Source organism: Clostridium sp. CTA-1 (genome assembly GCF_054768215.1).
In genome coordinates, this window is sequence record NZ_BAAAAP010000008.1 from 138245 (window position 1) to 163141 (window position 24897).

Here is a 24897-nt window from a genome sequence, read left to right on the forward strand (position 1 = left end):
ATAACTAAATATCTGATAAATTTATATATTTGTAAGCATTCCTTTTAATATGTTGGTGGAATTTTTTATAGCTATAGTCATAGAATCTTCATACTCCATATGAGCTCCTGTACTTGCATTATCTGATATGGATCTTATAACTACAAAAGGAACGTTATTTAAATAAGAAACCTGAGCTATACTTCCACCCTCCATTTCACAAGCTAGTGCATTAAACTCTTTGCACATCCATTGAACTCTTTCCTTATCATTTATGAATTGATCTCCTGTGACTATTCTTCCTACTAAACATTTATGGTCTGTTCTATTCTGGAAGGCCTTTTTAGCTTTCTCTATTAATTCAATGTCACATTTAAAATCAAATGTATCTAATCTTGGAATTTGTCCTATTGGATCTCCAAAAGCAGAAGTATCCATATCATGTTGAACTAAACTATTCGCTACTACCACATCTCCTGGTAATACATTTTCTGCTGTTCCTCCAGCTATACCTACATTTATTATTTTATCCACTTTAAAATCATCTATGAGTATCTGAGCACAAACTGCTGCATTTACTTTGCCTATACCGCATCTTACAGCTACTACATTGTTTCCCCAAAGTTTTCCAAAATTAAAAGTCATATTGGCTTTAACTTGCTTTTTTTCTAAATCTAATTCCTTTAATAATAATTCTAATTCCTCATCCATTGCACCTATAATACCTATTGTCATTTATTTTTCCTCCCTATCTATACTTTCTTTTATAGCTTTAATAATCTCATTTTCTTCCACTTCTACTTTTACCTTTACTTTACCTACTTCCTCTAGTAAAGCAAATCTAATTTTGTCTCTATTTTTTTTATCATGTCTTATAGCATACAAAAATGTTTTATAGTTGTCAACTTTATAGAAAAGTGGTAAATTTAACTTTTTATATAACTTTACTATATTATTATATATGTTTTTATCTAGATTTAGCTTTTTTTCTGACAATTTTAAAGCTACTAATATGCCTAAAGCTACTGCTTCTCCATGAGATATCTTGTAATTAGAATTAGCTTCTATGGCATGCCCTACGGTATGACCAAAATTCAAGGAATTTCTCATACCTAAATCTCTAAAATCTTCTTCTACAATAGCTGCTTTTATAGATAAACATTCCTTCACTATATGAATAAGTTTGTCTTGCTCTCTTTCTAGTATAAATTTAATATTCTTTTCTATAAAATAAGATAAATCGTTCTCCCTTATTAAAGAATATTTTATTATTTCTCCTAATCCGTTTAAAAACTCTCTTTCACTTAAGGTCTTCAAAAAACTAGTACTCACATAAACAAAGACTGGATTATAAAAGTTTCCTATTAAATTTTTTATTTCTCTATGATTATAAGCAACTTTTCCTCCTATTGAGCTATCTACTTGAGCCAATAGTGTAGTTGGTATATTTATAAATCGGATACCTCTCATATATGTAGAGGCCACAAAACCTGTAATATCTCCTACTATTCCTCCACCAAAAGCTATTAATACACTATGCCTATTAGCATTATTATCTATTAAAAAATCATATATTTTATTTACTGTATTAATATTTTTGTTTTCTTCTCCCGTATCCATGACAAATACAAAATATTTATTTTTATTTATAAATTGCTCCATCTTATGTTTATATAAGCTATATATATTTTTATCCGTTACTATAAATATACTATCTGTATCCTTTATCTTATTTTCTAAAAGTATATTGTGAAACCTATTTAAGTTATTGTTTATGTATACCCTATGCTTAAGTTCTAAACTTTCTAATATTATTTCTTTCATAACTTCACCTACTTTCATATATAAAGTAATTTGGATAAACAGAGTTCTTAGCTTTACAGGGAGTTTTTACTCCCTGTAAAGCTAAAAAATCGTTATCCAGGGACGTAGCTGCTCTTTACTCATATGGGAGTATTAGAGTGGGTAATCATCGGATAAATTTATTATACCATATAGCCAATATTTTATTAGCATATTAGGTATAATTTCACTTTTTTATTTATTAAAAATAATTTATTAATTATAAAGCTAAAAACTTTTTTCATTTATATAAATTAAAAGAGTTTTTGCTATATGCAAAAACTCTTCTATTAATCCTCTTTTATATAAAAACTCTTTATTTCATTATTATTTTTGTTTAAAGAAGAATTATCTATAGTAATATCTGAAACTTTAAAACTATGTTCCCTAGTTTGTGAATTATCTATCTCATTTACTAAAGCTCTACTATCTTGAACTTCAATCTCCTTTTCAGGCACAAATTTTTCTTCTATACCAGTACCAAGATTATAGTTTTTCATAAATTCTTTTTCCATTTCATAAAACATATCCATTTGAGTTTTCATAAATGTTTTATATCTATTTCTAAATTTATTAAATTCTTGTTTTGTATACTGGAATTCATCATTTATTTTCATAACATCTTCTTGAGATTTTTCTATAACCCTTTTAGCAGAATCATTAGCATTTTTTATTATTAAATCTGCTTCTTTTTGAGCTGTTTCCTTTGCTTGCTCTGCTGCATTTTGTGCTAACAAAAGAGTATTTTGTATAGTTTCTTCCATTTTATCATAATGGTTTAATCTCTCTTCTAATGTATTTACTCTTTCTCTTAAAGATGAATTATCTTTATATAGCTCTTCATAGTCCTCTGATATTTTATCCAAAAACTCATCTACTTCATCACAATTATATCCTCTCATGGATTTTTTGAATTGTTTATTCGTAATATCCATTGATGTTATCTTCATAGAACACACCTCAAATCAAATAAATTTTTTAAATAATATTTTAATTCTTCCTTTAGCTGTTTCTCCTATAAAAGAATCCATTTTAAATTTACCATATCCTCTTATAGTCACTATAGATCCTCCATGTATTTCTTTGTTTTTAGATTTAACTTCATCATAATCCACAAATACTTTTGAGGATCCTATTAAATCTAGCGCCTTAGTTCTTGAAATATTACATAGAGATGCCACTATAGAATCTGCTCTATTAGAAGAAACAATAATAGACTTTTCTTGAAAATTAAACTCAGGAATCACCTGAGTTTTTAAATCCATCTTTTCTATTCTACAGGGTGCTTTAGCTATATGATCTAAATTCATATATATATATTCGTATAAATCTTCATAAATAGGTACATAACAACTGTTTTGTTTTAAAACCAAATCTCCCATTTTTTCTCTCTTTATACCTAAGGATGTTAAAGCACCTAAAAAATCCTTGTGTTCTAGATTCACAAATTTAGAATTATAGTTTATTTTAACTAGAACTATTGGAAAATCTTCAGTATCATAAACATTAAATCCTATAATTTGTCTTTCTGCATCTTTAAAAACTCCAAAGATATCTATTTTCAAATTTAAAAAGTGAGCCAATTCACAAGAAACTTTACATATGTTGTTAGTACAAAAATAAGATGAAAATAGCTGTTTCCCTGTTTTTTCTGCCAAAATAGCCTTATTATATATATCTAGCAATAAACTCTTATCTTCTATATTTACTTTATTTAAAAATTTTTCTTTGTTCATTTAGAACATGCCTAAAATAATAAAAACTAAATTTCTTAAAACATCTAATAAAACAAAAGCAAATATAGGTGAAAAATCTATCATCAAATTAGGAGCTATTTTATTTTGAAAACTTCTTGCAGGTTTCATAAGTGGATCCGTAAGACTATGTATAAAATTAGTGAAAGGATCCCTTCTTCCAGGAGCTATCCAAGATAATAGTACATCAATTAAAATAGCTCCTTCTAAAAGCCTAAATAAAAGTGATACCGCTGTTGTTATAGTGTTAGATACCATATTTGCCTCCAAATTTTATTTATTCCAATTAAATATGCCCTTACTAGATATTAATTGACTTTTAAGTTCATTGGTAACTTCTACTGTTGAGGGTGCTAATATATATACAGACTTTTCTACTTCTTCTAAACTACCACCTAATGCATAGCTTGCACCACCCATAAAGTCTAGTAATCTTTGGGCTATTTTAGTTTCTAAATCAGTAGTATTTACTATTATTATTTTTCTATTCTTCAATTCATCACATATATCTACAGCTTCTTCATAACTACAGGGTTTTATTATTTTAACTTTAGCTGAAACTGCTGTATGTATACTTACTACTTTATTATTTCTCTTTGTATTTGAAGATATAAGCGGAGTTACTTCTTCCTCTACTGTTTCTTCTTGTCCTTCTATTTCTTCTAAATCCTCTTCTAAATCATCCTCTAGGCCTAAAAGTCCAGCCATTTTATCTAATATTTTACCTGACATAATGTTTACCTCCTTAATAATTACTTTATATCATAATTTCTTTTTCCAAAAATTCCTTGTCCTACTCTTATCATATTAGATCCTTCTTTTATAGCAATAGGGTAATCTCCTGTCATTCCCATAGATAAGTATTTCACTTCTATATTTTTAAAGCTTTTATTTTGTAGTGTTGAAAAGATTTCTTTCATTTGTCTAAAATATTTAGCACATTCCTCATCAGATCCTTTAGGTATTATGGCCATAAGACCCTTGGCTTTCACATTTTCACATTTTTCTATAGCATCTAGCATATTTCCTAAATCTTCTTTATATATGCCATATTTACTTTCTTCTTTTCCTATGTTTATCTGAATTAATACATTTGCTATCTTATTTTGTTTTTTATATTTATCCTCTATTTCTTCTAAAAGTCTAATACTATCTAAAGAATGTATTAAATAAACCTTTCCTACTATATACTTTATCTTATTTCTCTGAAGGTGGCCTATTAAATGCCATCTTATATCTTTTTTTTCTTTAAAATACTCTATTTTATCTACAAGCTCTTGCACCTTATTTTCTCCAAAATCTCTCAATCCAGCCTCATATGCTTCCTCTATATATTCTACTGGTTTAGTTTTGGATACCCCTATAAGAGTTACATCTTTTGGTAAACTTTTTTTTACGCTATTAATATTGCCTTCTATTTCCAAAGTCATGCCCCCTTACAGCCTTAATTATTATTTACTTTATAATATTCTCTATAAAATCTAAAAGTCCTTCAGAATTAAACACTTTTAAACTAATTATTTTTCTGTGGATTTTATATTTTTTGGTTTTTTATCATTACTATAAGCTGGTACTATTATTTTATCTTTTTCTTGTATATCCACATATATTTTTCTAAGCATTAATATTTGAAGATACCCATCATTTCTAAGCATATATTCTTTAATTGATGTTTTATCACCTATAGCCTCAATATAAAAAGGAGCTAATAATTTTATTCCCCCATTTATTCCAATAAAAGTTCCATCACAATATATATCAGAAACATTAGTTATTCTTTGACCATTTAAAGATATAGCCTCCACTTTAGCATTTTTTAAATCATTTATAACCTGTATAATATCTGTATTATGTATTAATTTAAGTTTATTTTCTTCGTAGGTTCCTCCTTCAAATAATTCCTTATCTGCATCATTTAATACTATTCTTACTCCTGGTCCTTCTACAGGTATAGTTCCTAATTGCAATTTGTTTTGAAAAATTTCCTTATTAACCTCTTCTCTTATTTCTTTGTCGTTTGACAATTGATTTTCATATTTTTCTAACTTTTCATAGTAAGCATTATATTTTTCCTTTAAGTTACTAACTTCTGCATATAATTTATTTTTTTCATTAAGTGATTCTTGATATTGTTTTACATTTAAAAAAGTTCTAGCATTTACCTTTTTAAAACTTATATTCATGGAGATTAATATTCCTACGGCTATAGAAGCTATGAATATAAATATAGTAGCTTCGTTATTTCTCATCTATTTCACCTCAGTATGAGATTTAGCTTTTTCTATAAGTATTCTTCTTATTACTCCAAAATTATCAAATATTCTGCCTCCAAAAACCACTACAGCAGCTAGATATATAGGAACCCCCATTTTATCGCCTAAATAAGCTAGTCCCGCTGCCAATACTGCATTACCAAAAAAGCCTGATATAAATATATCTGCATGGAAGTTTTTTGCAAGTGAGGCTCTTAAAGCTCCAAATACAGAATCTAAGCAAGCCAATATAGCTACTGACATATAAGGTGAAAATTTATCTGGTATATTAACTTGAAAGACTGCTCCTATTACAATACCTATTATAAGTCCCAAAAAACCTATCATATAAAAGACCTCCTAATTACTTTTAGTAGAAATTATTTTTCTTCCACAGGTTTTGCATATTCATTTTTATAAACCTTGTTATATTTTGACATTTTTATTTCATCTTTTTTTTCATACTTTATATCACATATAGCTTTAAAGTCCACAAAGACCTCTGGGAAATCTATTGTGGCATATAATAAGTCTTTGTTTCCTATGGCCTCTATAGTTATCCTTTTATTAGGAGATACTCTCTCATCATTAATCATTATATAGTTTCCAGCAATCCTTATACCCGTTCTATTAACTATTCTTATACCATTTATAGCTATAGACTCAGCCCCTGCAAACCTTAATTCATTTACTAAATAGACTAAATGCTTGTCTGTTATCTTATCACTTGGAGTAGATCCAAATATATCATTTATAGGATTTAAATATATTACTACACCTGGTCCCTTTACATCTGTATTTCCAGTTAGCAGTCTTGTGGTTTCAAGCTCTTGAAGTAAATTTTTAGTAGCATCACTTTTAGAAGAAGCCTTATTCTCATAATCTTTTAATTTTCCTTGAAGTTCATCTACTCTTTTCTCTAATTCTGTTTTTTCTTTTTTATATTGATCGATTTCTACAGTAACATCTTCACTACTTTTACTTGTTATATTTAGAGTTTTTTCTTGTTTTACTATAGATTTAAATTGATGAGATAACATAAATCCTAATATAGCACAAACCAATGCTATACTAATTTGTGAAGTCTTTTTCATTTCTTACCTCCTATTTTTCTATATAAAATACAGGATTTCCTTCATAACTCACATCTACATATCCCTTTTTTGCTTTTTTAAGTTCATCCCTTTTTAAAATATTTACAGCTGTATTTAATTTCTTTTCTATTTGATCTGATGTGCCTATTTTTACGCATATACCCTTGGAATAAATTCTAATATCCAATAAATTTCTTAGATCTAACTGAGCAAAAACTACATCAGAGGTATTATTTTTTAATAGTACTCCAAAATCATTTAAAATTTTTACTGCTCTTTCATCCTTAGATTTTAAAGGATTTCCTATTTTAGATTCATTGAATTCAAACCCTTGTAAATTGATAAGTTTCATATTTTTAATGTCTTTTCTTTTTTCTAATAGGCATCCATTCTTAGATATAATAAAAAAGTCTTTATCCACTTTATTATAAAACAAAGCTTCTCTTTCTTTAACATATATCTGTAATTTATTAGGAAATTTTTTTGTGATTTTTACTTCTTCAATATATGGATTCAATGAAATATTCTCTATTGCATCCCTTTTGTTAGCATAAAATATATTATTCCCTGTTTTAATAGTAGAAGTATCTTTTATTAGCTCTTTAGATATATTTACATTACCTTGTACCTCAATTGATTCTATATTAAAATAAGGTATTTTAAGGCATAGGGTTACCAAGATAGATATTAAAAATATAAATAATACTACTATCCTTTTTATTCTTTTTCTCTTTTTTTTTATTTTTATATATTCGTCTGTGCTTATTAAATCTTTACTCATTATTTTACCTACCTAAATACTTAATTTATTATAACTTAAACTTAAATTTATTTTAACATTTTAATTCATTTATTTCATTAAAAAATAATTACAATATTTAAAATATATATTTTTAATATGAAAAACACTTATACATATTGTATATTAATTCTTTATAATACTATTTTAAATTTTATTAAAGAATTTTTATTTTATAACAATTCTTATAATAAAATTATAGTATACTTCTTTATATAAAGCCAGTTAACTATATCCTGATATTCTTAAATTAATATTAATTTAAGAATATATAAAAAAATAGCAACTAAATGTTGCTATTTTTTATATAGTATTTTCAGTTTGTCTAGATATATTAAGTAATATTCCCATAGCCATTAAATTAATTGCTAAAGAAGATCCTCCATAACTTATAAAAGGAAGAGGAACTCCTGTAACAGGCATGGATCCTGTTACAACAGCCATATTTATTATGGCTTGAACTGCTACTATAGATGTAATTCCCGTAGCTAAAATAGTACCGTATGTATCTTTCGCTTTTGTAGCTATAACTATTCCCCTCCATATAAATATTGAGAATAAAATAACTATAAGAATACATCCTATCAAACCTAATTCTTCACCTATTATTGAAAATATAAAATCATTGTGGGGTTCCGGTATATAGTAACATTTTTGCCTTGATCTACCTATACCTACTCCCCAGATACCTCCAGATCCTAAGGCTAATAAGGATTGAATAAGCTGATATCCAGTATTTTTAGGATCCTTCCAAGGATCTAAAAAGCTTAAGAATCTAGCCATTCTAAAGGGTTCAAAATATATACCTGCTACTCCTGCTAATCCAACTACTAGCATTACAAAAGATATATGTTTAGTTCTAGCTCCTGCTACATATAAAATGATTAAAGTAACTATCATTATAACAGCTGCTATACTAAGATTTTTTTCTGCAAATACCAAGCCTGCATAAAAGCCTGACACTAATAGATATGGAATTATACCGTAAGCAAAGCTTTTAATTTTTTCTCCTTTGGACTCTAAACTTTTTGCCATATATATAACCACTATATATTTAGCTATCTCTGATGGTTGAAGAGATGCTGGACCTAATCTTATCCATCTTCTAGCTCCTTTTACTGGCGGAAATATAAAAACCATAAGTAATAAAACTATAGTTATAAGCATTAATTTTTTAGTATGTTTTTTGTATTTATGATAATCAATTTTAATGATAAAGAGCATAGATATTATTCCTATAATGGCTGCTACTCCCTGTTTCTTTAAAAAATAAGTACTATCTTTTATATTTGGATTGAAAAAGGCACTGTAAGAACTAGCACTATAAACCATTATTACCCCTATAGATACCAATAAGGTTATGGTAACAAAAAGAGTAAAATCTATGGCGCCTAATTTAGTTTTAGTTTTTTTCATATCCCGCTAATTCCTCCTATTAGATTACTTATAGATTCAAAATAAATTCATAGCTATAATTACATTATCTAATGCTTATTATACTGCTAAGAAAGCAACTAAACATAATATTACTGTAATTATTGAAAAAACAGATACTACTTTAGTTTCATGCCATCCACTTAGTTCAAAGTGATGATGTATAGGACTCATTTTAAATACTCTTTTTCCTGTAAGCTTAAAGGATATAACCTGTATTATTACAGATAAAGTTTCTAATACATATATTCCTCCTACTATTACAACCAATATTTCCAACTTTAGTATCATGGCTACTGCGGCTACTGCTCCACCTAAAGCTAAAGAACCTGTATCTCCCATAAATACTTGTGCTGGAAAGGCATTATATCTTAAAAATCCTAAAAGGGCTCCTGCTAACACTGCACAAAATATAGCTAAAGTATAGTGACCCATTCCAAAGCTTACCAAAGCAAAGAAAGTCATAACAAGTAATGTAACAGACGTAGCTAATCCATCTAATCCATCTGTTAAATTAACGGCATTAGTGGTGGCTGCAAAATATATTATTATACCTGGTATATAAAACATTCCTAAATCCACACTTTTCCTAGTAAAAGGCATTATTATTGAAGTACCTATATTAGGATTATTGGCAGAATAATACCCAAATATACCAGATACGACTAAAATCAATAACATTTTTTGGTAAGCCCTTAGTCCTAAATTGTCTTTATGAATTATTTTCAAACCATCATCTAAAGCGCCTATTATTCCAAAAGCTATAAATGCATATAAAGCTACCATAGCTTCATCCCCTGGCTTTCTTATAGTTAACGCCATTGTTATTATAGATGATAATATAAATATCACTCCGCCCATAGTAGGAGTACCTGCTTTTTTTCTATGACTTTTTGGTCCCTCTTCTCTTATATTTTGTCCGAATTTAAATTTGTGTAATAAAGGTATTAATATTGGTCCTCCTAATATAGATATTAAAAAGGCTAAAAGCACTGCATATACTATTCTATTCATAAATAATTGCTCTAACTTGTGAGCAAGTCACCTCCTATTTTTCTTGTTTTATCCTTAGTTCTTTTACTATTTCTTCTAGCTTCATAGCTCTAGATGCTTTAACTAATATTATATCACCATCTTTTATTATATTTTTTATGTATTTTGCTGCTTCTTCATTATTTAAAAAGCTTTTATAATTCTCTTTGTTTATTTCTTCAAAACCTTCCTTATAGGCTTCACTAAACTCTCCTATAGAAAATAATAAATCTATTCCCTTTTCTTTTGCATATTCAGAAACTTCTCTATGGGCTCTATACCCCTCATTTCCAAGTTCCCTCATGGAACCTAATAAAGCTATAGTTCTTTTTCCTTTTACATTTTTCATTACATCTATAGCTGCTTTCATAGAATCCGGACTTGCATTATAACAGTCATTTATTATAGTAAAGCCCTTCTCTTTAATAATGTCTAGTCTCATAGAGGTAGCTTTTAAATTTTTTATTCCAGTTTGTATATCCTCGTAGTTCATATCTAAAACTTTTCCACAAGCTATAGCTGTAAGAGAATTAAGCACATTATGCTTTCCAGGTACATTTACATTAAAGCCTTTATAGGCTGTTTCACCTTGTTCTAATACATCAAATTCTATACTTTCCTCTTCTAAATTTAAATTCTCTCCATTAAAATCAAATTTTTTCTCTGTACCTATTTTGCATACCTTATATTTATCACTTTCAAAATTTGATAGAAGATCATTGTCTCCATTTACTATTAAAATACTATCCTTACTAAAGAAATCTGTTACTTCCAATTTTGCTTTTAAAATATTTTCTCTAGATCCTAAATTCTCTATATGTGATATCCCTATATTAGTTATTATAGCTATATCTGGTTTTGCTGCTTCTGCCATATTGTGTATTTCATTAAAATGATTCATACCCATTTCTAAAACTGCTATATCATAACTTTTATCTAATTTAAAAATCATAAGAGGAAGTCCTATCTCATTATTAAAATTTCCTTCTGTTTTAAATACTTTATATTTTTCTGAAAGCACAGCCGCCACTAAATCCTTTGTAGATGTTTTTCCTGTAGATCCAGTAATAGCAACCACTTTTATATCTAGTTTACTTTTATAGTATTTAGCTAAATCTAAAAGAGCCTTATTAGTACTCTCTACCTTTATTACATAAGAAGATTTACCTATTTTTTCTTTATCAAAATTTATTTCACTTACTATGCATAAAGACGCTCCCTTTTCTATGGCCGTTTGTACAAAGTTATTTCCATTAAAATTTTCTCCTTTTAGGGCTATAAATATATCTCCCTTTTCTATTTTTCTTGTATCTGTACTTACTGAATTATATTCATCTTTTTCTCCAGTTATCACTAACTCACCATTAACTGCTTTTATTATTTCTTCTAGTTTAACATTTTCCACGCTAACACTCCCATTTCAGAGTAATAATCTTTTTACTATTATTTTCTAACCAAATGTAATTATAAATCCATCTACTTTATATTAAAAATAATTTAAATAATTATATTTAATATAATTTATATTTCTTTTATTAACTCCTCTATTACTTCTCTTTCATCAAAATGAATAGTTCTATCCTTTAATATCTGATAATCTTCATGGCCTTTTCCTGCCACTACTATAACATCATTTTCTTTGGCTATTTCCATAGCCTTTTTTATTGCATCTCGTCTTCCTTCAACCACTATATAATTATCTTTTTCTATACCTTCTAGCACATCTTTTATTATAAGGGATGGATCCTCTGTTCTTGGATTATCTGAGGTTATTATAGCTATATCACTTAAATCTGATCCTACTTTTCCCATAATAGGTCTTTTAGTTCTATCTCTATCTCCACCACATCCATATACACTTATTAATCTTCCCTTTGTGAACTCTCTAGCAGTAGCTAATATATTTTCTAATCCATCTGGTGTATGGGCATAATCTACTATAACATCATAACCTAAATCATAGTTTTTAGTTACAATTTCACATCTTCCTGGTACAGATATATCCCCTAGTGCTTCTTTTATAGTTTGTAAAGAAATCCCCTCTAAAAGGCAGGCACCAATACTTCCTAGCGCATTATATATATTATATTTTCCTGGTATATTTAAAGCTATGGTTTCTTTTTCATTTTTAAATATAGTATCAAATTCTACTCCTCTAGAATGCATGTGTAAATTTTCTGCTTTTAAGTCACAACTTTTTTCTACTCCATAGGTTACTTTATTCCCTAAAGCTTTCTTTAATACTTTTTCTCCATAACTATCATCTATATTTATCACTGAATTTTGGGCATTTTTAAATAAAATTAGTTTGGAGTTAAAATAGTTTTCAAAGGTTTTATGAAAATCCAAATGATCCTGTGTTAGATTTGTAAATATAGCCTCTTTAAATTCTACCCCATAAACTCTATCTAAATATAAAGAATGGGAAGATACTTCCATAACACAATAATCTACTTTTTCATCTACCATATCTTTAAATAATTTTTGTAGTTCTAAAGATTCTGGCGTAGTTCTATTGGATTCTATTTTTTTATTTCCTATATAATTTGCTATAGTTCCTAAAAGTCCTACTTTATAGCCTGCTTTTTCTAATATAGCTTTCATCATAAAAGTAGAAGTAGTTTTCCCATTTGTTCCTGTAATACCTATTATTTTAATATGTTTAGATGGGGTACCATAATAATTAGATGCCATTATAGCTAAGGCTTTTCTACTGTCTGGAACCTTTATTATAGTACAATCCTTGTAACAAGATAAGTCTTCTAAATCTTTCTCACAAACAATTACTTTGGCTCCATTATCATAAGCTTTTTTGGCATATTTATGACCATCTGTTGCATATCCCTCTATACAAACAAATAAATCTCCTTCTTTAACCTTTCTTGAATCATATTCTATTTTTTCTATCTCCTTTTTATCCTCTTTTACAAAAGAATATTCTAATGACTTTAGTATTAAACTTAAATCCATTGTAACACTTCCTTATCCCAATTATTGTCGCTTAATATAATAACAATAAAATCATATTTAATTTTTGTAAATAAAAAATTTTATTTTTTTATTCACATATCCTTATTTCATTATAGTTTCTTATGTAATTTTTTTAAAGTCTATTAATTAAATTATTTATGTAGAACTAACAAAATATTAGCATGCAATACACAGAATTCTGTACTACTGCATGCCAATTTTTTATTATATTAATCTCCTATTGGTTCTGCTTTTAAGTTAACCATAGTTCCTTTTTTAACTTCCTTATTTGCTTCTATACTTTGGTGAGAAATAATTCCATCACCCTGTATGTCCCCTCTTAATCCTATACTATTTAATACAGACATAGCCTGTTCTACAGTATGGCCTTTTACATTTGGAACAACTACTACTTTATTATAATTTTGATTGTTTCCTGTGTAAAGAACGATTTTACTACCTTCTTTTACAGTATACCCTGGTTTAGGATTCATATCTACTACATATTCTCCTTCGGACTGTATTTCACAATCTAATTTTAAATCCTTTAATATTTTTTGTGCTTCTTCTTTTGTCTTACCTCTAACTTCAGGAATAGTTATATCCTTTAAAAGACTTTTAGCTATATCTTCTCCTTCTGCATCACTTTTCAATGCTAAATAATTAAATATATCTTTAAATAACCCCTGTGCTGCTGGAGCTGCTATTTGACCTGCATAGTAATTTGAAGGATCCGGTTCATCAATAGAAACAAATACTGTTATTCTTGGATCATTAGCTGGTGCCATTCCTGCAAAGGAAGCTACATATTTACCAGGCATATATCCACCCTTACCAGCCTTTTGAGCTGTACCAGTTTTACCACCTATATGATAACCTGCTATATAAGCCTTTTTACCTCCCCCTTCTGCTACTACTTTTTCTAAGTAGCTTCTTAGGGTAGCCATCTTATTGTTATTTAAAACTTGCTTACTATCTATAGTGTTTTTCTTTTCTATTATTTCTTTATTTTTTTCCTCATCAAAACGACCTACTTCTTTCATAACATGAGGTTTTATAAGATTTCCTCCATTAGCCACTGCATTAAAAGCTTGGAGATATTGTACTATAGACAACGTGTTAGCTTGACCAAAGGATATTGTAGCTAAATCTATATCTGATATATTTTCTGTTTTCTTTGTTATCCCTGGTGCTTCTCCTGGAAGATCTATACCAGTTTTTTTACCGAAACCGAATTTTTGAATATATGAATTTAATTTTTCTTTACCTATCTTATGACCTAACTGTGCAAAACCTACGTTACAAGAGTTTTTAAGTATCTCCACAAAGTTTTGAGTACCATGTCCTCCACTTTTCCAGCAACGTATAGTTCTTTTCCCTATAGTTATACTTCCATTACAAGTAAACTTATCCTCGGAGGTTATTAAATTTTCTTCTAAAGCCGTAGCTGCTGTAAAGACTTTAAATACAGATCCTGGTTCAAAAGTATCATTAACCGATCTATTTCTCCAGTTTTGTTGAAGTTCTTCATAGCTTTTCCCTTCCTGCCAAGGATCATTAGGATTATAATCTGGCTTATTTGCCATAGCTAGTACTTCTCCAGTTTTAGGATCCATTACTACTACAGATACTGCCTTTGCTTTGTTATCCTTTAAAGCTTGCTCTGCTGCTTTTTCACTAAAGTGTTGTATCATTTCATCTATAGTTAATATTAAATCTTTTCCATCCTCTGGTTTAGTGTATTCTGAAATAGTATAAGGTAATTCCTTGCTTTTATTATCCGTTTCAGCAATTCTTACCCCTGGCTTACCTGATAATATATTGTTATAGTACAATTCTACCCCTGTAAGTCCCCTTCCATCGGAATTTGTATGTCCTAATACATGAGATAAAAAATTATTATTAGGGTAGTATCTTTTAGTATCTGCAGATACTAAAATTCCTCTTAAATCTAATTCCCTTACCTTGTCAGCCTTGTCCTTTTCTATTCTTCTTTTTAAAGTGGCAGAGGCTAAAGGTAATCCACTTGGAAGTTTTTTATCCAATACTTTTTCTACTTCTTTTTGTTCCATATCTAATGCTTTTGAAAGTTTTGATGCTACATCATTTTTAGACAGCTTTTTTTCTTCCATAGTACTTCTCAAAGTGTTCATATCTAAATCTACTCTGTACACATTAGCACTTACTGCTAGCTCGTTGCCATTTCTGTCTAGTATTCTACCTCTTTTAGCATCAATTTTTACTTCACTTGTCCATTGATCCACAGCTTTTTTTTTCAACATTGGAGACTGACCTATCATTATAGTTCCCATTTTTATTACTAAACCTATAAAAGCTAAAATTAAAAGAGCAAATATAAACACCATTCTTTTTCTAATTATTACTTTGTCTCTGTACTTACTATTTGACAATTATGTTACCTCCATTTAAAATAGCACTTTCTTTAAGTTAGAAAAAAACTCTAAAAAAGCATTATGCTTTTCTCCAATATGATTCTTAGAATCTTCTTTTTTAAAATTATTATAGCTTAAATCCGTATATATTGCTGAATCTTTATCAGGGGGTACCATTTTAAGGTTTTGTCCTGCTACCTTCTCTATATTGCTTAAATTGCTATGGTGAACTAATTCTACCTTCAAATTTTCACTTTCCTTTTCTACTTCTGATATCTCACTATTTACACTACTTAACTCTTTTTGCATACTATATAATATTCCATATCTAGCAACTAAAGTAACCCCTAATATAAAAGCTATTATAATATTCCTTAAAGTTTTGAATTTCTTTTTTAAAAGCTTTTGTTGTATTTTTTTATTCCTTTTGTATTGCTCTTTTTTCTCTTTTTCTTTATCTTTTTCTATCTGTGGTTCATACTGTGGTTTTAAAACTGTATTCCCACTAAATCTGTTTTTTCCTTCTAACATTACCAATTTATTCAGCCTCCTTCTGTTTTATAACTATATTTTTAAAGTATTGGATATAAAAATTTTTAAAAGCATTAAATTTATATATTTAAATTCTTCTACATACTCTAAGTTTTGCACTTCTACTTCTGGAGTTAATTTCTTTTTCTTCCTTTGAGGGTTCCATTGGTTTTTTTGTTATTATTTTTATTTGTGGTTTCTTTCCACAAACACAAATTGGAAAGCTTGGTGGGCAAGTACAAGGTTTTTCTAACTCTTTAAATTTCACCTTTACTATTCTATCCTCTAATGAGTGAAAGGTTATTATACTTAATCTTCCATCTTTATTTAGTCTATTTACACTATCTTCTATAGCTTTATTTAATATTTGAAGTTCCTTATTTACTTCTATCCTTATAGCTTGGAAGGTTCTTTTAGCAGGATGCCCTTCCCTTTGAAACTTAGCTGGAATGGCTTTTTTTATTATCTCTACTAATTCCCCTGTAGTCTCTATAGATTTTTCTGTTCTTCTTTCTACTATAAATCTAGCAATTTTTCTAGAAAATTTTTCTTCTCCATAATTTTTTAATATTTTAAATAGCTCTTCCTCTCCATAGCTATTTACTACATCGTAGGCTGAAAAATTTTCATCTCTATTCATTCTCATATCTAAAGGTGCATCTTTCATATAACTAAAGCCTCTTGAAGCTTCATCTAATTGGTAAGAAGATACCCCTAAATCCATTACTATACCATCAACTTTCTCTATATCTAGCTCTTCTAAAATACTATCTATATTATAAAAATTATTATGTACATAAATTACATTTTCGTAATCTTTTAATCTTTCTTTAGCTGCTTTAAGAGCACTTGTATCTTGATCTATACCTATTAATTTTCCCTTGTGAGATAATTTTTTTAATATTTCTTTAGAATGTCCTCCACCACCTAAGGTACAGTCCACATATATACCATCTTCCTTTATATTAAGTGAATCTATAGTCTCTTCTAATAATACAGATATATGTTTAAACTCCATGTGTATCCTCCTAATGTAATTCATTTACACTTATTTTATAATTAAAATTAAATCTAAATAGTTAAAATATAACAAATGATTATATTCCCAATTCGCTCATTTGCTCTGCTATACTATCATAATCTATATTAGAGTTATTATATTCTTCCCATTTTTCCCTACTCCAGATTTCTATTCTATTGGAAACTCCTATACTTACTATTTCCTTTTGTATTTGTCCATATTCTAAAAGGTTTTGTGGTATTAGTGTTCTCCCCTGTTTATCTAGCTCTAATTCATGAGCTCCTGAGAAAAAAAATCTTACAAAAGCTCTGGCATTTTTATTGGTTAGAGGTAGAGTTTCTAATTTTTTCTGAAGAACCTCCCACTGACTTTTAGGATATACATAAAGACAACCATCTAATCCTTTAGTCAATACAAAGTTCTTTCCTAATTCCTCTCTAAACTTTGCCGGGATTATAATTCTATTTTTTGTATCTAAACTATGATTATACTCCCCTATAAACATATCTCCACCCCAATTGGTAATTTTCACTCCACTTTAAACCACTTTAAACCACTATCAAGGTTAATATTCTATATTTTCATTAAAATTCCTTCTATTAATTTAAATATTTTTACTCCAATTTTTAAATTAATTTAAAATATTAATAAGATTAACAAAATAAGGTTTAACAGCCCTATTATTAAGTTTTCTGAAATCTAATTCGTTTTTTTAAGTAATTTCCCCTTATTTATATAAAATATAGTGATAAAAAAACAAAATTTTATTTAATATTCTATTAATTTTTAGACATATTTTGATAAAATATTTTTATATCCTATATTATATATAAATAAATAAAATAAACCTGTCATTTTCTCTATAGTAATTTTATTTTATTGTTATTTTTATTGCACTTTTAAAACTTTTTTAAATTATTTTAAAATTTATATAAACCTATCTATTTATTTACAAAAACTCTACATCCAATAAAAATATCCTCTCTATAAAACTTAATATAATGATATATTATTCTTTAAACTATATTTCCAAAATACATAATATAAATATAATCACCCTATTGTTGAAATAAACTTTAGCCTTTAGTATAATTTAATAGGAAATTATAAAAAACTAATTTTTTTACAAAATCTAGCTCTATTTATAAATTGAATATTATAACTTAAATTATTTTTTCATTTAAATTATAAGTTGTTTTATAAATTATTTAGATTTTTTTAATTACATAACGTCAATATAAAAAGAAAGGACTGTACATATATGAAATTAGGAATAGTTGGTTTACCTAACGTAGGTAAAAGTACATTATTTAATGCAATAACAAAAGCAGGAGCTGAATCTGCTAACTATCCATTCTGTACCATAGAACCAAATGTAGGAGTAGTTAGTGTACCAGATAAAAGATTAGATGTTTTAGAAAAAATGTATAACTCTAAAAAAAAGGTTCCTACTGCTATTGAGTTTTATGACATTGCTGGATTAGTTAAAGGAGCAAGTAAAGGAGAAGGACTAGGAAATAAATTCCTATCTCATATAAGAGAGGTTGAAGCTATTGTTCATGTAGTAAGATGTTTTGAAGACTCAAATATAGTACATGTAGATGGCTCTGTAGATCCTATTCGTGATATAGAAACTATTAGTTTAGAGCTTATATTTTCTGATATAGAATTAATGCAAAGAAGAATAGAGAAAAACAGTAAGTTAGCTAAGAGCGGAAACAAAGAAGCCAAAGCAGAAGAAGATCTTATGAAAAGAATAGTTGCTCATTTAGAGGAAGGTAAGCCTGTAAGAACTTTGGAACTTGAAGAAGATGAAGAAAAATTAGTTAAAGGTTATTTTCTTTTAACTTCAAAACCTGTTTTATATGCAGCTAATGTATCTGAAGATGATTTAATGTCTGGAAACCCTGAAAATGAATTTGTTAAAAAGGTTAAAGATTTTGCAAAAGCGGAAAATTCCGAAGTAATAACTTTATGTGCAAGACTTGAAGAAGAATTATCCACTTTAGAAGATGATGAAAAGACTGAAATGCTTTCTGAATATGGATTAGAAGAATCTGGACTTGATAAGCTAGTTCAATCTAGCTATAAATTATTAGGTCTTATAAGCTTTTTAACTGCAGGTCAAGTTGAAGTTAGAGCTTGGACTATAGTTAAAGGCACAAAAGCACCTAAGGCTGCTGGTAAAATTCATACTGATATTGAAAAAGGCTTTATAAGAGCAGAAGTTATATCCTACGATAAACTTATAGAATGTGGTTCTGAAGCCCACGCTAAGGAAAAAGGATTTTTTAGGCTTGAGGGAAAAGAATATGTAATGCAAGATGGAGATATTGTAAACTTTAGATTTAATGTTTAATCTATATCATTACTAAAAAATCACTATGGATTTACCATAGTGATTTTTTAGTAATATATTGTGCATATTTTTACCATTATAGTATAATATAATATATATATTATAAAGGAGATATGTTTATGTTAAATGAATTTTATACTAAAGGTGAAGAAATAGCAAATGCTATAACTCATGGTATTGGTGCTTTATTATCTATAGCTGCTTTGGTTATTTTGATTGTATTTTCAGCTAAATATGGGAACGCTTGGTATGTAACAAGTTATAGCATCTTTGGAGCATGCCTTTTTATATTATATTTGGAATCCACCTTATACCATAGTCTTCAGGGCAAAAAAGTAAAAAAATTATTTAGGATATTTGATCATTCCTCTATTTTTCTTTTAATTGCAGGTACCTATACTCCCTTTATACTTACTTCTCTTAGAGATCCTTTGGGTTGGACTATATTTGGTATAGAATGGGGGCTTACTTTAATAGGAATTATCTTAAAAGTATTTACAACTGGTAAATACGAAAAACTATCTACCGGAATATATATTTTTATGGGTTGGCTTATAATGCTTCATGCTAAAAAATTAGCTTTAGTTATCCCCAGAATATCCCTTATATATCTTATAGTAGGTGGTATTATTTATACTGTTGGAGCTTTTCTTTTTATGTTAGACGATATACCTTATAACCACTCAATATGGCATTTATTTGTAATAGGTGGAAGTGTTTTTCACTTTTTCTCACTTTTCTATATGATACCTAGATAAAATTAGATATAATAAACAAAAACACTGTGAACTATATACTTTCATAGTGTTTTTTTAAATTATAAAGTTATAAAAATTAACTCGAACAAATTAAATTTTTTTCAATATTTGTCTTGTTAACCATTGAATATTTTCTAATTCTAAAACATTATCTTTTAAGCTGTGTACATTAGGAATATAATACCCTCCTGGTATTATACTGTTATTGGAAAAAATTATGCTTACAGCTGGATTTTTTCTAAATGAAAAGTCATCGGATAATGGGTAATATTTACACATAAATTTCTTACTATTATTTTTATAAGAAGTTAAAGCAATTTGTAACAAATCAGCTAATTCATAATCTAATTCCTTTGAGTAATATACTATAGGTATATCTCCTATTCCTACACAATCAAAATTAATTATTTTCTTCTCTTTAAAATATTTGTCCTTTTCTTCCCAATACTTTGATAGTAAATTAGATCCTAGCAAACCACTCTCCTCATTATCTAAAAATACTATTTTTATTTTATCCACCTTTTTCTTCAAACTCTCATCATTTTTTAATTCATATGCAATATTTAAAAGGGTTATCACTCCACTTGAGTTATCATTGTAATTTTTTTTATTTTTTATAAGCATAGGGAAAATAATTAATATAACTACTACAATATAAGACATACTTATATTTAATGTATTTCTCATAAATCTAATTATCAATGAAATAATAATAATATATATTATGCTACCTATTATTTGCCTTGTATGACCAAAAAGTTTAAAAATAAATCCAAGGAACTTAGGCATAGTACCTGGAGTATCATAATGAGCTGTAAATATAATATCTGCATTGCCTTCTACTGTACATAAATTCCTACATTGCTTTACGTTTTTCCCTTGTATTATCTCTGTTTCATATCCTAAAGATTTTAATTCCTTATCTACAAATTCTAAAAAATTTGTTTTTTCATTGTAAGTATGTCTTATTCCAAAATCTTTAGTAATTTTATTAGAAATATAATTTAAATAGTTCATATATCCCCCATTAGCATTTTATTAAAATCTATAATTTTATAATTTGAAAAATACCATATTAATATTATGTATATCAATTGCTATGAAAATTATTATATTCATATAGATTGTATACAAATGAATTATAGCATGTTTTATCCCCTATTTAAACATGAACTAAGAAGTGCTTTACATAAAATAGCAATTTTTTCTGTGCCTATATATCTTACTATCCTTAATTATCCTCTTCACGCCCTTACCATATGGATAAATAATGCAAAATATACTTCTTTATATACTTGATATTAAGATTTCATAATGGTATATTTTATATACAGGTGTATATACATTTGTATATAAAATATGTATACTTTCGGAGGATTATATGAGAACAAATTTAAAAGATAAAATAGCCTATTTAAAAAGAGAAAGAAATGCCATAATACTTGCTCACTATTATCAAAAACCTGAAATTCAAGATATAGCAGATGCAGTAGGTGATTCATACTACCTAAGTAAAATAGCAAAAGATTGTAGTGAATCCACAATATTATTTTGCGGAGTAAAATTTATGGCTGAAAGTGCTAAAATTCTTTCTCCTGATAAAACCATACTTTTGCCTGTATTTGATGCTGGATGTCCAATGGCAGATATGGTATCCAAAAAAGATGTATTAAGTTTAAGGGAAAATCATCCTGACGCAAAGATAGTATGTTATATAAACTCTTCTGCTGAAGTAAAATCTGTATGTGATGTTTGCTGTACTTCATCGAATGCAATAAACATTATAAAAAACTTACAAGAGAAAAAAATAATTTTTATTCCAGACAAAAATTTAGGAGAATATGTACAATCCCAAATACCAGATAAAGAAATAATATTATGGAATGGTTTTTGCATAACCCACCACAAAGTAAGATTAGAAGAAATTGAAAAAATTAAGAGCTTACATACTAATATAAAAGTTTTGTGTCATGGAGAATGTAAAAAAGAAATTCGTCATGCTTCCGATTTGGTAGGAAGTACAGGAGATATTATAAAATTTGCAACAGAAAGCAATGATAAAAAATTTTTAATAGTTACTGAAGAAGGAATTCTTTATCAGTTAAAAATAAAAAATCCAGAAAAACAATTCTATTTTCCTGAAGAAGGAATGAACTGCATAAACATGAAAAAAACTTCTTTAAAAAATGTTTATGATAGTCTTTTAAATTTAAATTATAAAATAGAATTAGATGAAAGTTTAAGATTAAAGGCCTATGATGCTCTTATAAATATGCATACTTTAGGAGGCAAATAATCATGAATATTTACGCTGATATCTTAATTGTTGGAAGTGGCGTAGCTGGATTATATTCAGCTTTAAATTTAAGAAAAGATTTAAAAATAGTAATAATTTCAAAAGGTAAACTTAATGAATGTAATACTACCCTAGCCCAGGGTGGAATCTCTGTAGCAAGAAATAAGGATGATATAAACGCTTTTGTAGAAGATACTTTGAAAGCAGGATCCTATGAAAATAATTTGTGTGCAGTAAAAACATTAGCAAAGGAATCTAGAGAAAATATTAATAAATTACAGGATATTGGCTTTAACTTAGATAAATACGAAGACCAATTAAGTTATACAAGAGAAGGAGCTCATAGTATAAACAGAATAGTCCATTTTAAGGATTGTACCGGTAAAAAATTAGAAGAAACCTTAATCAAGGATACACTTAAAAGAAGCAATATAACTATAATTGAAAATTGTAATCTTATAGATTTAATACAAAATGCTAATACTTGCTTTGGAGGTATATGTTTAAAAAATAAAGAACAAATAAACATATATTCAAAAGTAACATTATTGGCAACAGGAGGTATAGGCGGATTATTTAAAAACTCAACTAATGAGCCAATTATAGCTGGAGATGGTATAGCCATCGCTATAAAAAACAATATAGAAATTAAAAACTTGGATTATATACAATTTCATCCTACAGCATTTTTTAAGACCACTGTTAAGGAAAGAAAATTTTTAATTTCTGAATCAGTAAGAGGCGAAGGAGGAAAGCTTTTAAATTCTAAAGGTGAAAGATTTGTAAATGAATTACTTTCTAGAGATATAGTAACCAAATATATCCTTGAAGAGGAAAGAAAAACTAACTCTAAGAATGTATATTTAGATATTACCTTTAAACCAGAAACCTTTTTAAAAAAAAGATTCCCTACTATCTATGAAAATTGTTTAAAAAACGGCATAAACATTTGTAAAGATACTATTCCTGTATCTCCAGCACAACATTATTTCATGGGTGGGATCCAAGTAGACTTATTTGGAAGAACTTCTATGAATTGTTTATATGCTTTTGGTGAAGTAAGTTGCACTGGAGTACATGGCAGAAATAGACTAGCTAGCAACTCTTTGCTAGAAGGACTAGTATTTGCAAAACGGGGAGCTGAAAAAATAAATTTTGAAATAAATAATCTTGAATTATCAAATACAAAGGCTTATATATTGGAACATAATATAGGATATTATAGTTTATTAAATAAAAAAATAATTACAAAATCTCTACTTAAGCTAAGGAGTGATTTACAAAATGAATTGGTTACTTGTTGATGAAATACTTAAATCTGCAATTAAAGAAGATATATCCTTTGAAGACATAACTACAGAATCTATAGTGAAGGAAAACAGAAAAGCAAAAGTAGATTTAATTGCAAAAGAAGATGGTATAATTGCTGGCTTAGAAGTTTTTAGAAGGGTATTTTTATTAATTGGAGATGTAGATGCTAAGTTTTATATAAAAGACGGTGATAAAGTACATAAAGATGAAAAAATAGGTGAAGTTTTCGGAAATGTAAAAACTCTCCTAACTGCAGAAAGAGTTGCTTTAAACTTCCTCCAAAGGATGAGTGGAATAGCTACTTTAACTAGACAATTTGTAGATGAATTGAAAAGCACAAAAACTAAATTACTAGATACTAGAAAAACTACTCCAAATCTTAGAATTTTTGAGAAATATGCTGTAAGGGTTGGTGGAGGTTTTAATCACAGATTTGGATTAAATGATGGAATTCTTATAAAAGATAATCATATAAATGCAGCGGGAGGAATAAAAAATGCTATAGCTTTAGCAAAAAACAATTCCCCTTTCGTAAGAAAAATAGAAGTTGAAGTTGAAAATTTAGAACAATTAGAAGGAGCTCTAGATTGTAAAGCAGATATAATTATGCTTGATAATATGTCTTTAGATATGATGAAGGAAGCCATATATATAATAGATGGAAGAGCAATAACTGAAGCTTCTGGAAATGTAACCTTAGACAAAATAAAAAATATAGCAAACTGTGGTGTAGATTATATTTCTACTGGATCACTTACTCATTCTTTTAAAGTTTTAGATTTAAGTATAAAAAATTTAACCTATTTATAGCTCCAAAATTTCATTTCCCATTTTTCTATAGTTATATTACAATAAAAATTTAAAATAATTTGTGAAAACTCTAATTTTATAAAAATTATTATTACTTTCTATGGAGTTTACACAGATTATTTTTTTGTGCATAATCCACTTCATATACTTTTATATTTTTGAACAATATTTACATTTAGTTAATAAATTATAATATATTTTTTTACAAATTTCTTCAAACAATAACAAGCATATAATATATCTACAAATATTATAAATGCTT

25 protein-coding genes are annotated in these 24897 nt (G+C 27.7%); 5 read left to right on the top strand and 20 right to left on the bottom strand.

The features are described 5' to 3' along the window. Positions 1-21: 21 nt before the first annotated feature. The 19 genes from ACYUEW_RS08755 to mraZ all read right to left on the bottom strand — a co-directional run bounded on the left by ACYUEW_RS08755 (position 22) and on the right by mraZ (position 17606). Positions 22-714, bottom strand: coding sequence for a 5'-methylthioadenosine/adenosylhomocysteine nucleosidase (locus tag ACYUEW_RS08755; protein WP_460276593.1), 693 nt, complete (start codon positions 712-714; stop codon positions 22-24). Beyond that, entirely contained in the window at positions 715-1803 is a 1089-nt protein-coding gene (gene aroB / locus ACYUEW_RS08760) for a 3-dehydroquinate synthase (RefSeq protein ID WP_042385189.1), read from the bottom strand. A 308-nt stretch (positions 1804-2111) separates the two neighbouring features. Further along, positions 2112-2771 (bottom strand): DivIVA domain-containing protein, encoded by a 660-nt coding sequence (locus tag ACYUEW_RS08765; protein ID WP_460276594.1) that lies wholly within the window; start codon positions 2769-2771, stop codon positions 2112-2114. Positions 2772-2786: 15 nt separating this feature from the next. Further along, positions 2787-3557, bottom strand: coding sequence for a YlmH family RNA-binding protein (locus ACYUEW_RS08770; RefSeq protein ID WP_460276595.1), 771 nt, complete (start codon positions 3555-3557; stop codon positions 2787-2789). Next, positions 3558-3833 (bottom strand): YggT family protein, encoded by a 276-nt coding sequence (locus ACYUEW_RS08775; RefSeq protein ID WP_003486541.1) that lies wholly within the window; start codon positions 3831-3833, stop codon positions 3558-3560. A gap of 15 nt (positions 3834-3848) precedes the next feature. Next, positions 3849-4307, bottom strand: coding sequence for a cell division protein SepF (locus tag ACYUEW_RS08780; RefSeq protein ID WP_460276596.1), 459 nt, complete (start codon positions 4305-4307; stop codon positions 3849-3851). A 20-nt stretch (positions 4308-4327) separates the two neighbouring features. Further along, positions 4328-4999, bottom strand: a complete 672-nt coding sequence (locus ACYUEW_RS08785; RefSeq protein WP_042385192.1) for a YggS family pyridoxal phosphate-dependent enzyme — start codon at positions 4997-4999, stop codon at positions 4328-4330. A 93-nt stretch (positions 5000-5092) separates the two neighbouring features. After that, on the bottom strand, positions 5093-5824 hold the full coding sequence (locus tag ACYUEW_RS08790) for a DUF881 domain-containing protein (protein ID WP_003486546.1): 732 nt from the start codon (positions 5822-5824) through the stop codon (positions 5093-5095). Beyond that, on the bottom strand, positions 5825-6175 hold the full coding sequence (locus ACYUEW_RS08795; protein ID WP_003486548.1) for a small basic family protein: 351 nt from the start codon (positions 6173-6175) through the stop codon (positions 5825-5827). 32 nt (positions 6176-6207) lie between these two features. Further along, positions 6208-6921 carry a DUF881 domain-containing protein gene (locus tag ACYUEW_RS08800; protein WP_003486550.1) on the bottom strand — a complete coding sequence of 238 codons (714 nt, stop codon included), beginning with the start codon at positions 6919-6921 and terminating at the stop codon, positions 6208-6210. Positions 6922-6931: 10 nt separating this feature from the next. Then, positions 6932-7702 carry a cell division protein FtsQ/DivIB gene (locus ACYUEW_RS08805; RefSeq protein ID WP_043031836.1) on the bottom strand — a complete coding sequence of 257 codons (771 nt, stop codon included), beginning with the start codon at positions 7700-7702 and terminating at the stop codon, positions 6932-6934. A 321-nt stretch (positions 7703-8023) separates the two neighbouring features. Beyond that, positions 8024-9136: a stage V sporulation protein E gene (gene spoVE / locus ACYUEW_RS08810; RefSeq protein ID WP_003486555.1), complete on the bottom strand. Its 1113-nt coding sequence runs from the start codon at positions 9134-9136 to the stop codon at positions 8024-8026. Between the two features lie 78 nt (positions 9137-9214). Then, a complete protein-coding gene (gene mraY / locus ACYUEW_RS08815) occupies positions 9215-10168 on the bottom strand; it encodes a phospho-N-acetylmuramoyl-pentapeptide-transferase (RefSeq protein WP_003486557.1) in 954 nt (317 codons plus the stop codon). Positions 10169-10202: 34 nt separating this feature from the next. Then, positions 10203-11591, bottom strand: a complete 1389-nt coding sequence (locus ACYUEW_RS08820) for a UDP-N-acetylmuramoyl-tripeptide--D-alanyl-D-alanine ligase (protein ID WP_003486559.1) — start codon at positions 11589-11591, stop codon at positions 10203-10205. 116 nt (positions 11592-11707) lie between these two features. Further along, complete coding sequence (locus ACYUEW_RS08825) at positions 11708-13156, bottom strand: UDP-N-acetylmuramoyl-L-alanyl-D-glutamate--2,6-diaminopimelate ligase (protein WP_003486561.1); 1449 nt, start codon at positions 13154-13156, stop codon at positions 11708-11710. Positions 13157-13386: 230 nt separating this feature from the next. Then, a complete protein-coding gene (locus tag ACYUEW_RS08830) occupies positions 13387-15567 on the bottom strand; it encodes a stage V sporulation protein D (protein ID WP_042385197.1) in 2181 nt (726 codons plus the stop codon). A 15-nt stretch (positions 15568-15582) separates the two neighbouring features. Continuing rightward, positions 15583-16086, bottom strand: a complete 504-nt coding sequence (locus ACYUEW_RS08835) for a cell division protein FtsL (protein WP_042385199.1) — start codon at positions 16084-16086, stop codon at positions 15583-15585. Between the two features lie 82 nt (positions 16087-16168). Then, on the bottom strand, positions 16169-17098 hold the full coding sequence (gene rsmH / locus ACYUEW_RS08840) for a 16S rRNA (cytosine(1402)-N(4))-methyltransferase RsmH (RefSeq protein ID WP_003486569.1): 930 nt from the start codon (positions 17096-17098) through the stop codon (positions 16169-16171). A gap of 79 nt (positions 17099-17177) precedes the next feature. Continuing rightward, positions 17178-17606 carry a division/cell wall cluster transcriptional repressor MraZ gene (gene mraZ, locus ACYUEW_RS08845; RefSeq protein ID WP_030034702.1) on the bottom strand — a complete coding sequence of 143 codons (429 nt, stop codon included), beginning with the start codon at positions 17604-17606 and terminating at the stop codon, positions 17178-17180. A 756-nt stretch (positions 17607-18362) separates the two neighbouring features. Here mraZ and ychF point away from each other — a divergent pair. Next, positions 18363-19460 carry a redox-regulated ATPase YchF gene (gene ychF / locus ACYUEW_RS08850; RefSeq protein WP_003486574.1) on the top strand — a complete coding sequence of 366 codons (1098 nt, stop codon included), beginning with the start codon at positions 18363-18365 and terminating at the stop codon, positions 19458-19460. Positions 19461-19579: 119 nt separating this feature from the next. Beyond that, positions 19580-20218: a PAQR family membrane homeostasis protein TrhA gene (trhA, locus tag ACYUEW_RS08855; protein WP_003486575.1), complete on the top strand. Its 639-nt coding sequence runs from the start codon at positions 19580-19582 to the stop codon at positions 20216-20218. Positions 20219-20308: 90 nt separating this feature from the next. On the opposite strand, the gene ACYUEW_RS08860 is transcribed toward trhA, so the two are convergent. Continuing rightward, positions 20309-21235 (bottom strand): M28 family peptidase, encoded by a 927-nt coding sequence (locus tag ACYUEW_RS08860; RefSeq protein WP_003486578.1) that lies wholly within the window; start codon positions 21233-21235, stop codon positions 20309-20311. A 364-nt stretch (positions 21236-21599) separates the two neighbouring features. Here ACYUEW_RS08860 and nadA point away from each other — a divergent pair, with 364 nt between their 5' ends. The 3 genes from nadA to nadC are packed head-to-tail and all read left to right on the top strand — an operon-like array spanning position 21600 to position 24635. Further along, a complete protein-coding gene (nadA, locus tag ACYUEW_RS08865; protein ID WP_460276597.1) occupies positions 21600-22514 on the top strand; it encodes a quinolinate synthase NadA in 915 nt (304 codons plus the stop codon). 2 nt (positions 22515-22516) lie between these two features. Next, complete coding sequence (locus tag ACYUEW_RS08870) at positions 22517-23818, top strand: L-aspartate oxidase (RefSeq protein ID WP_460276598.1); 1302 nt, start codon at positions 22517-22519, stop codon at positions 23816-23818. Next, on the top strand, positions 23799-24635 hold the full coding sequence (gene nadC / locus ACYUEW_RS08875) for a carboxylating nicotinate-nucleotide diphosphorylase (RefSeq protein WP_460276599.1): 837 nt from the start codon (positions 23799-23801) through the stop codon (positions 24633-24635). The genes ACYUEW_RS08870 and nadC overlap by 20 nt, the downstream gene beginning before the upstream one ends. The last annotated feature ends 262 nt before the right edge of the window (positions 24636-24897 follow it).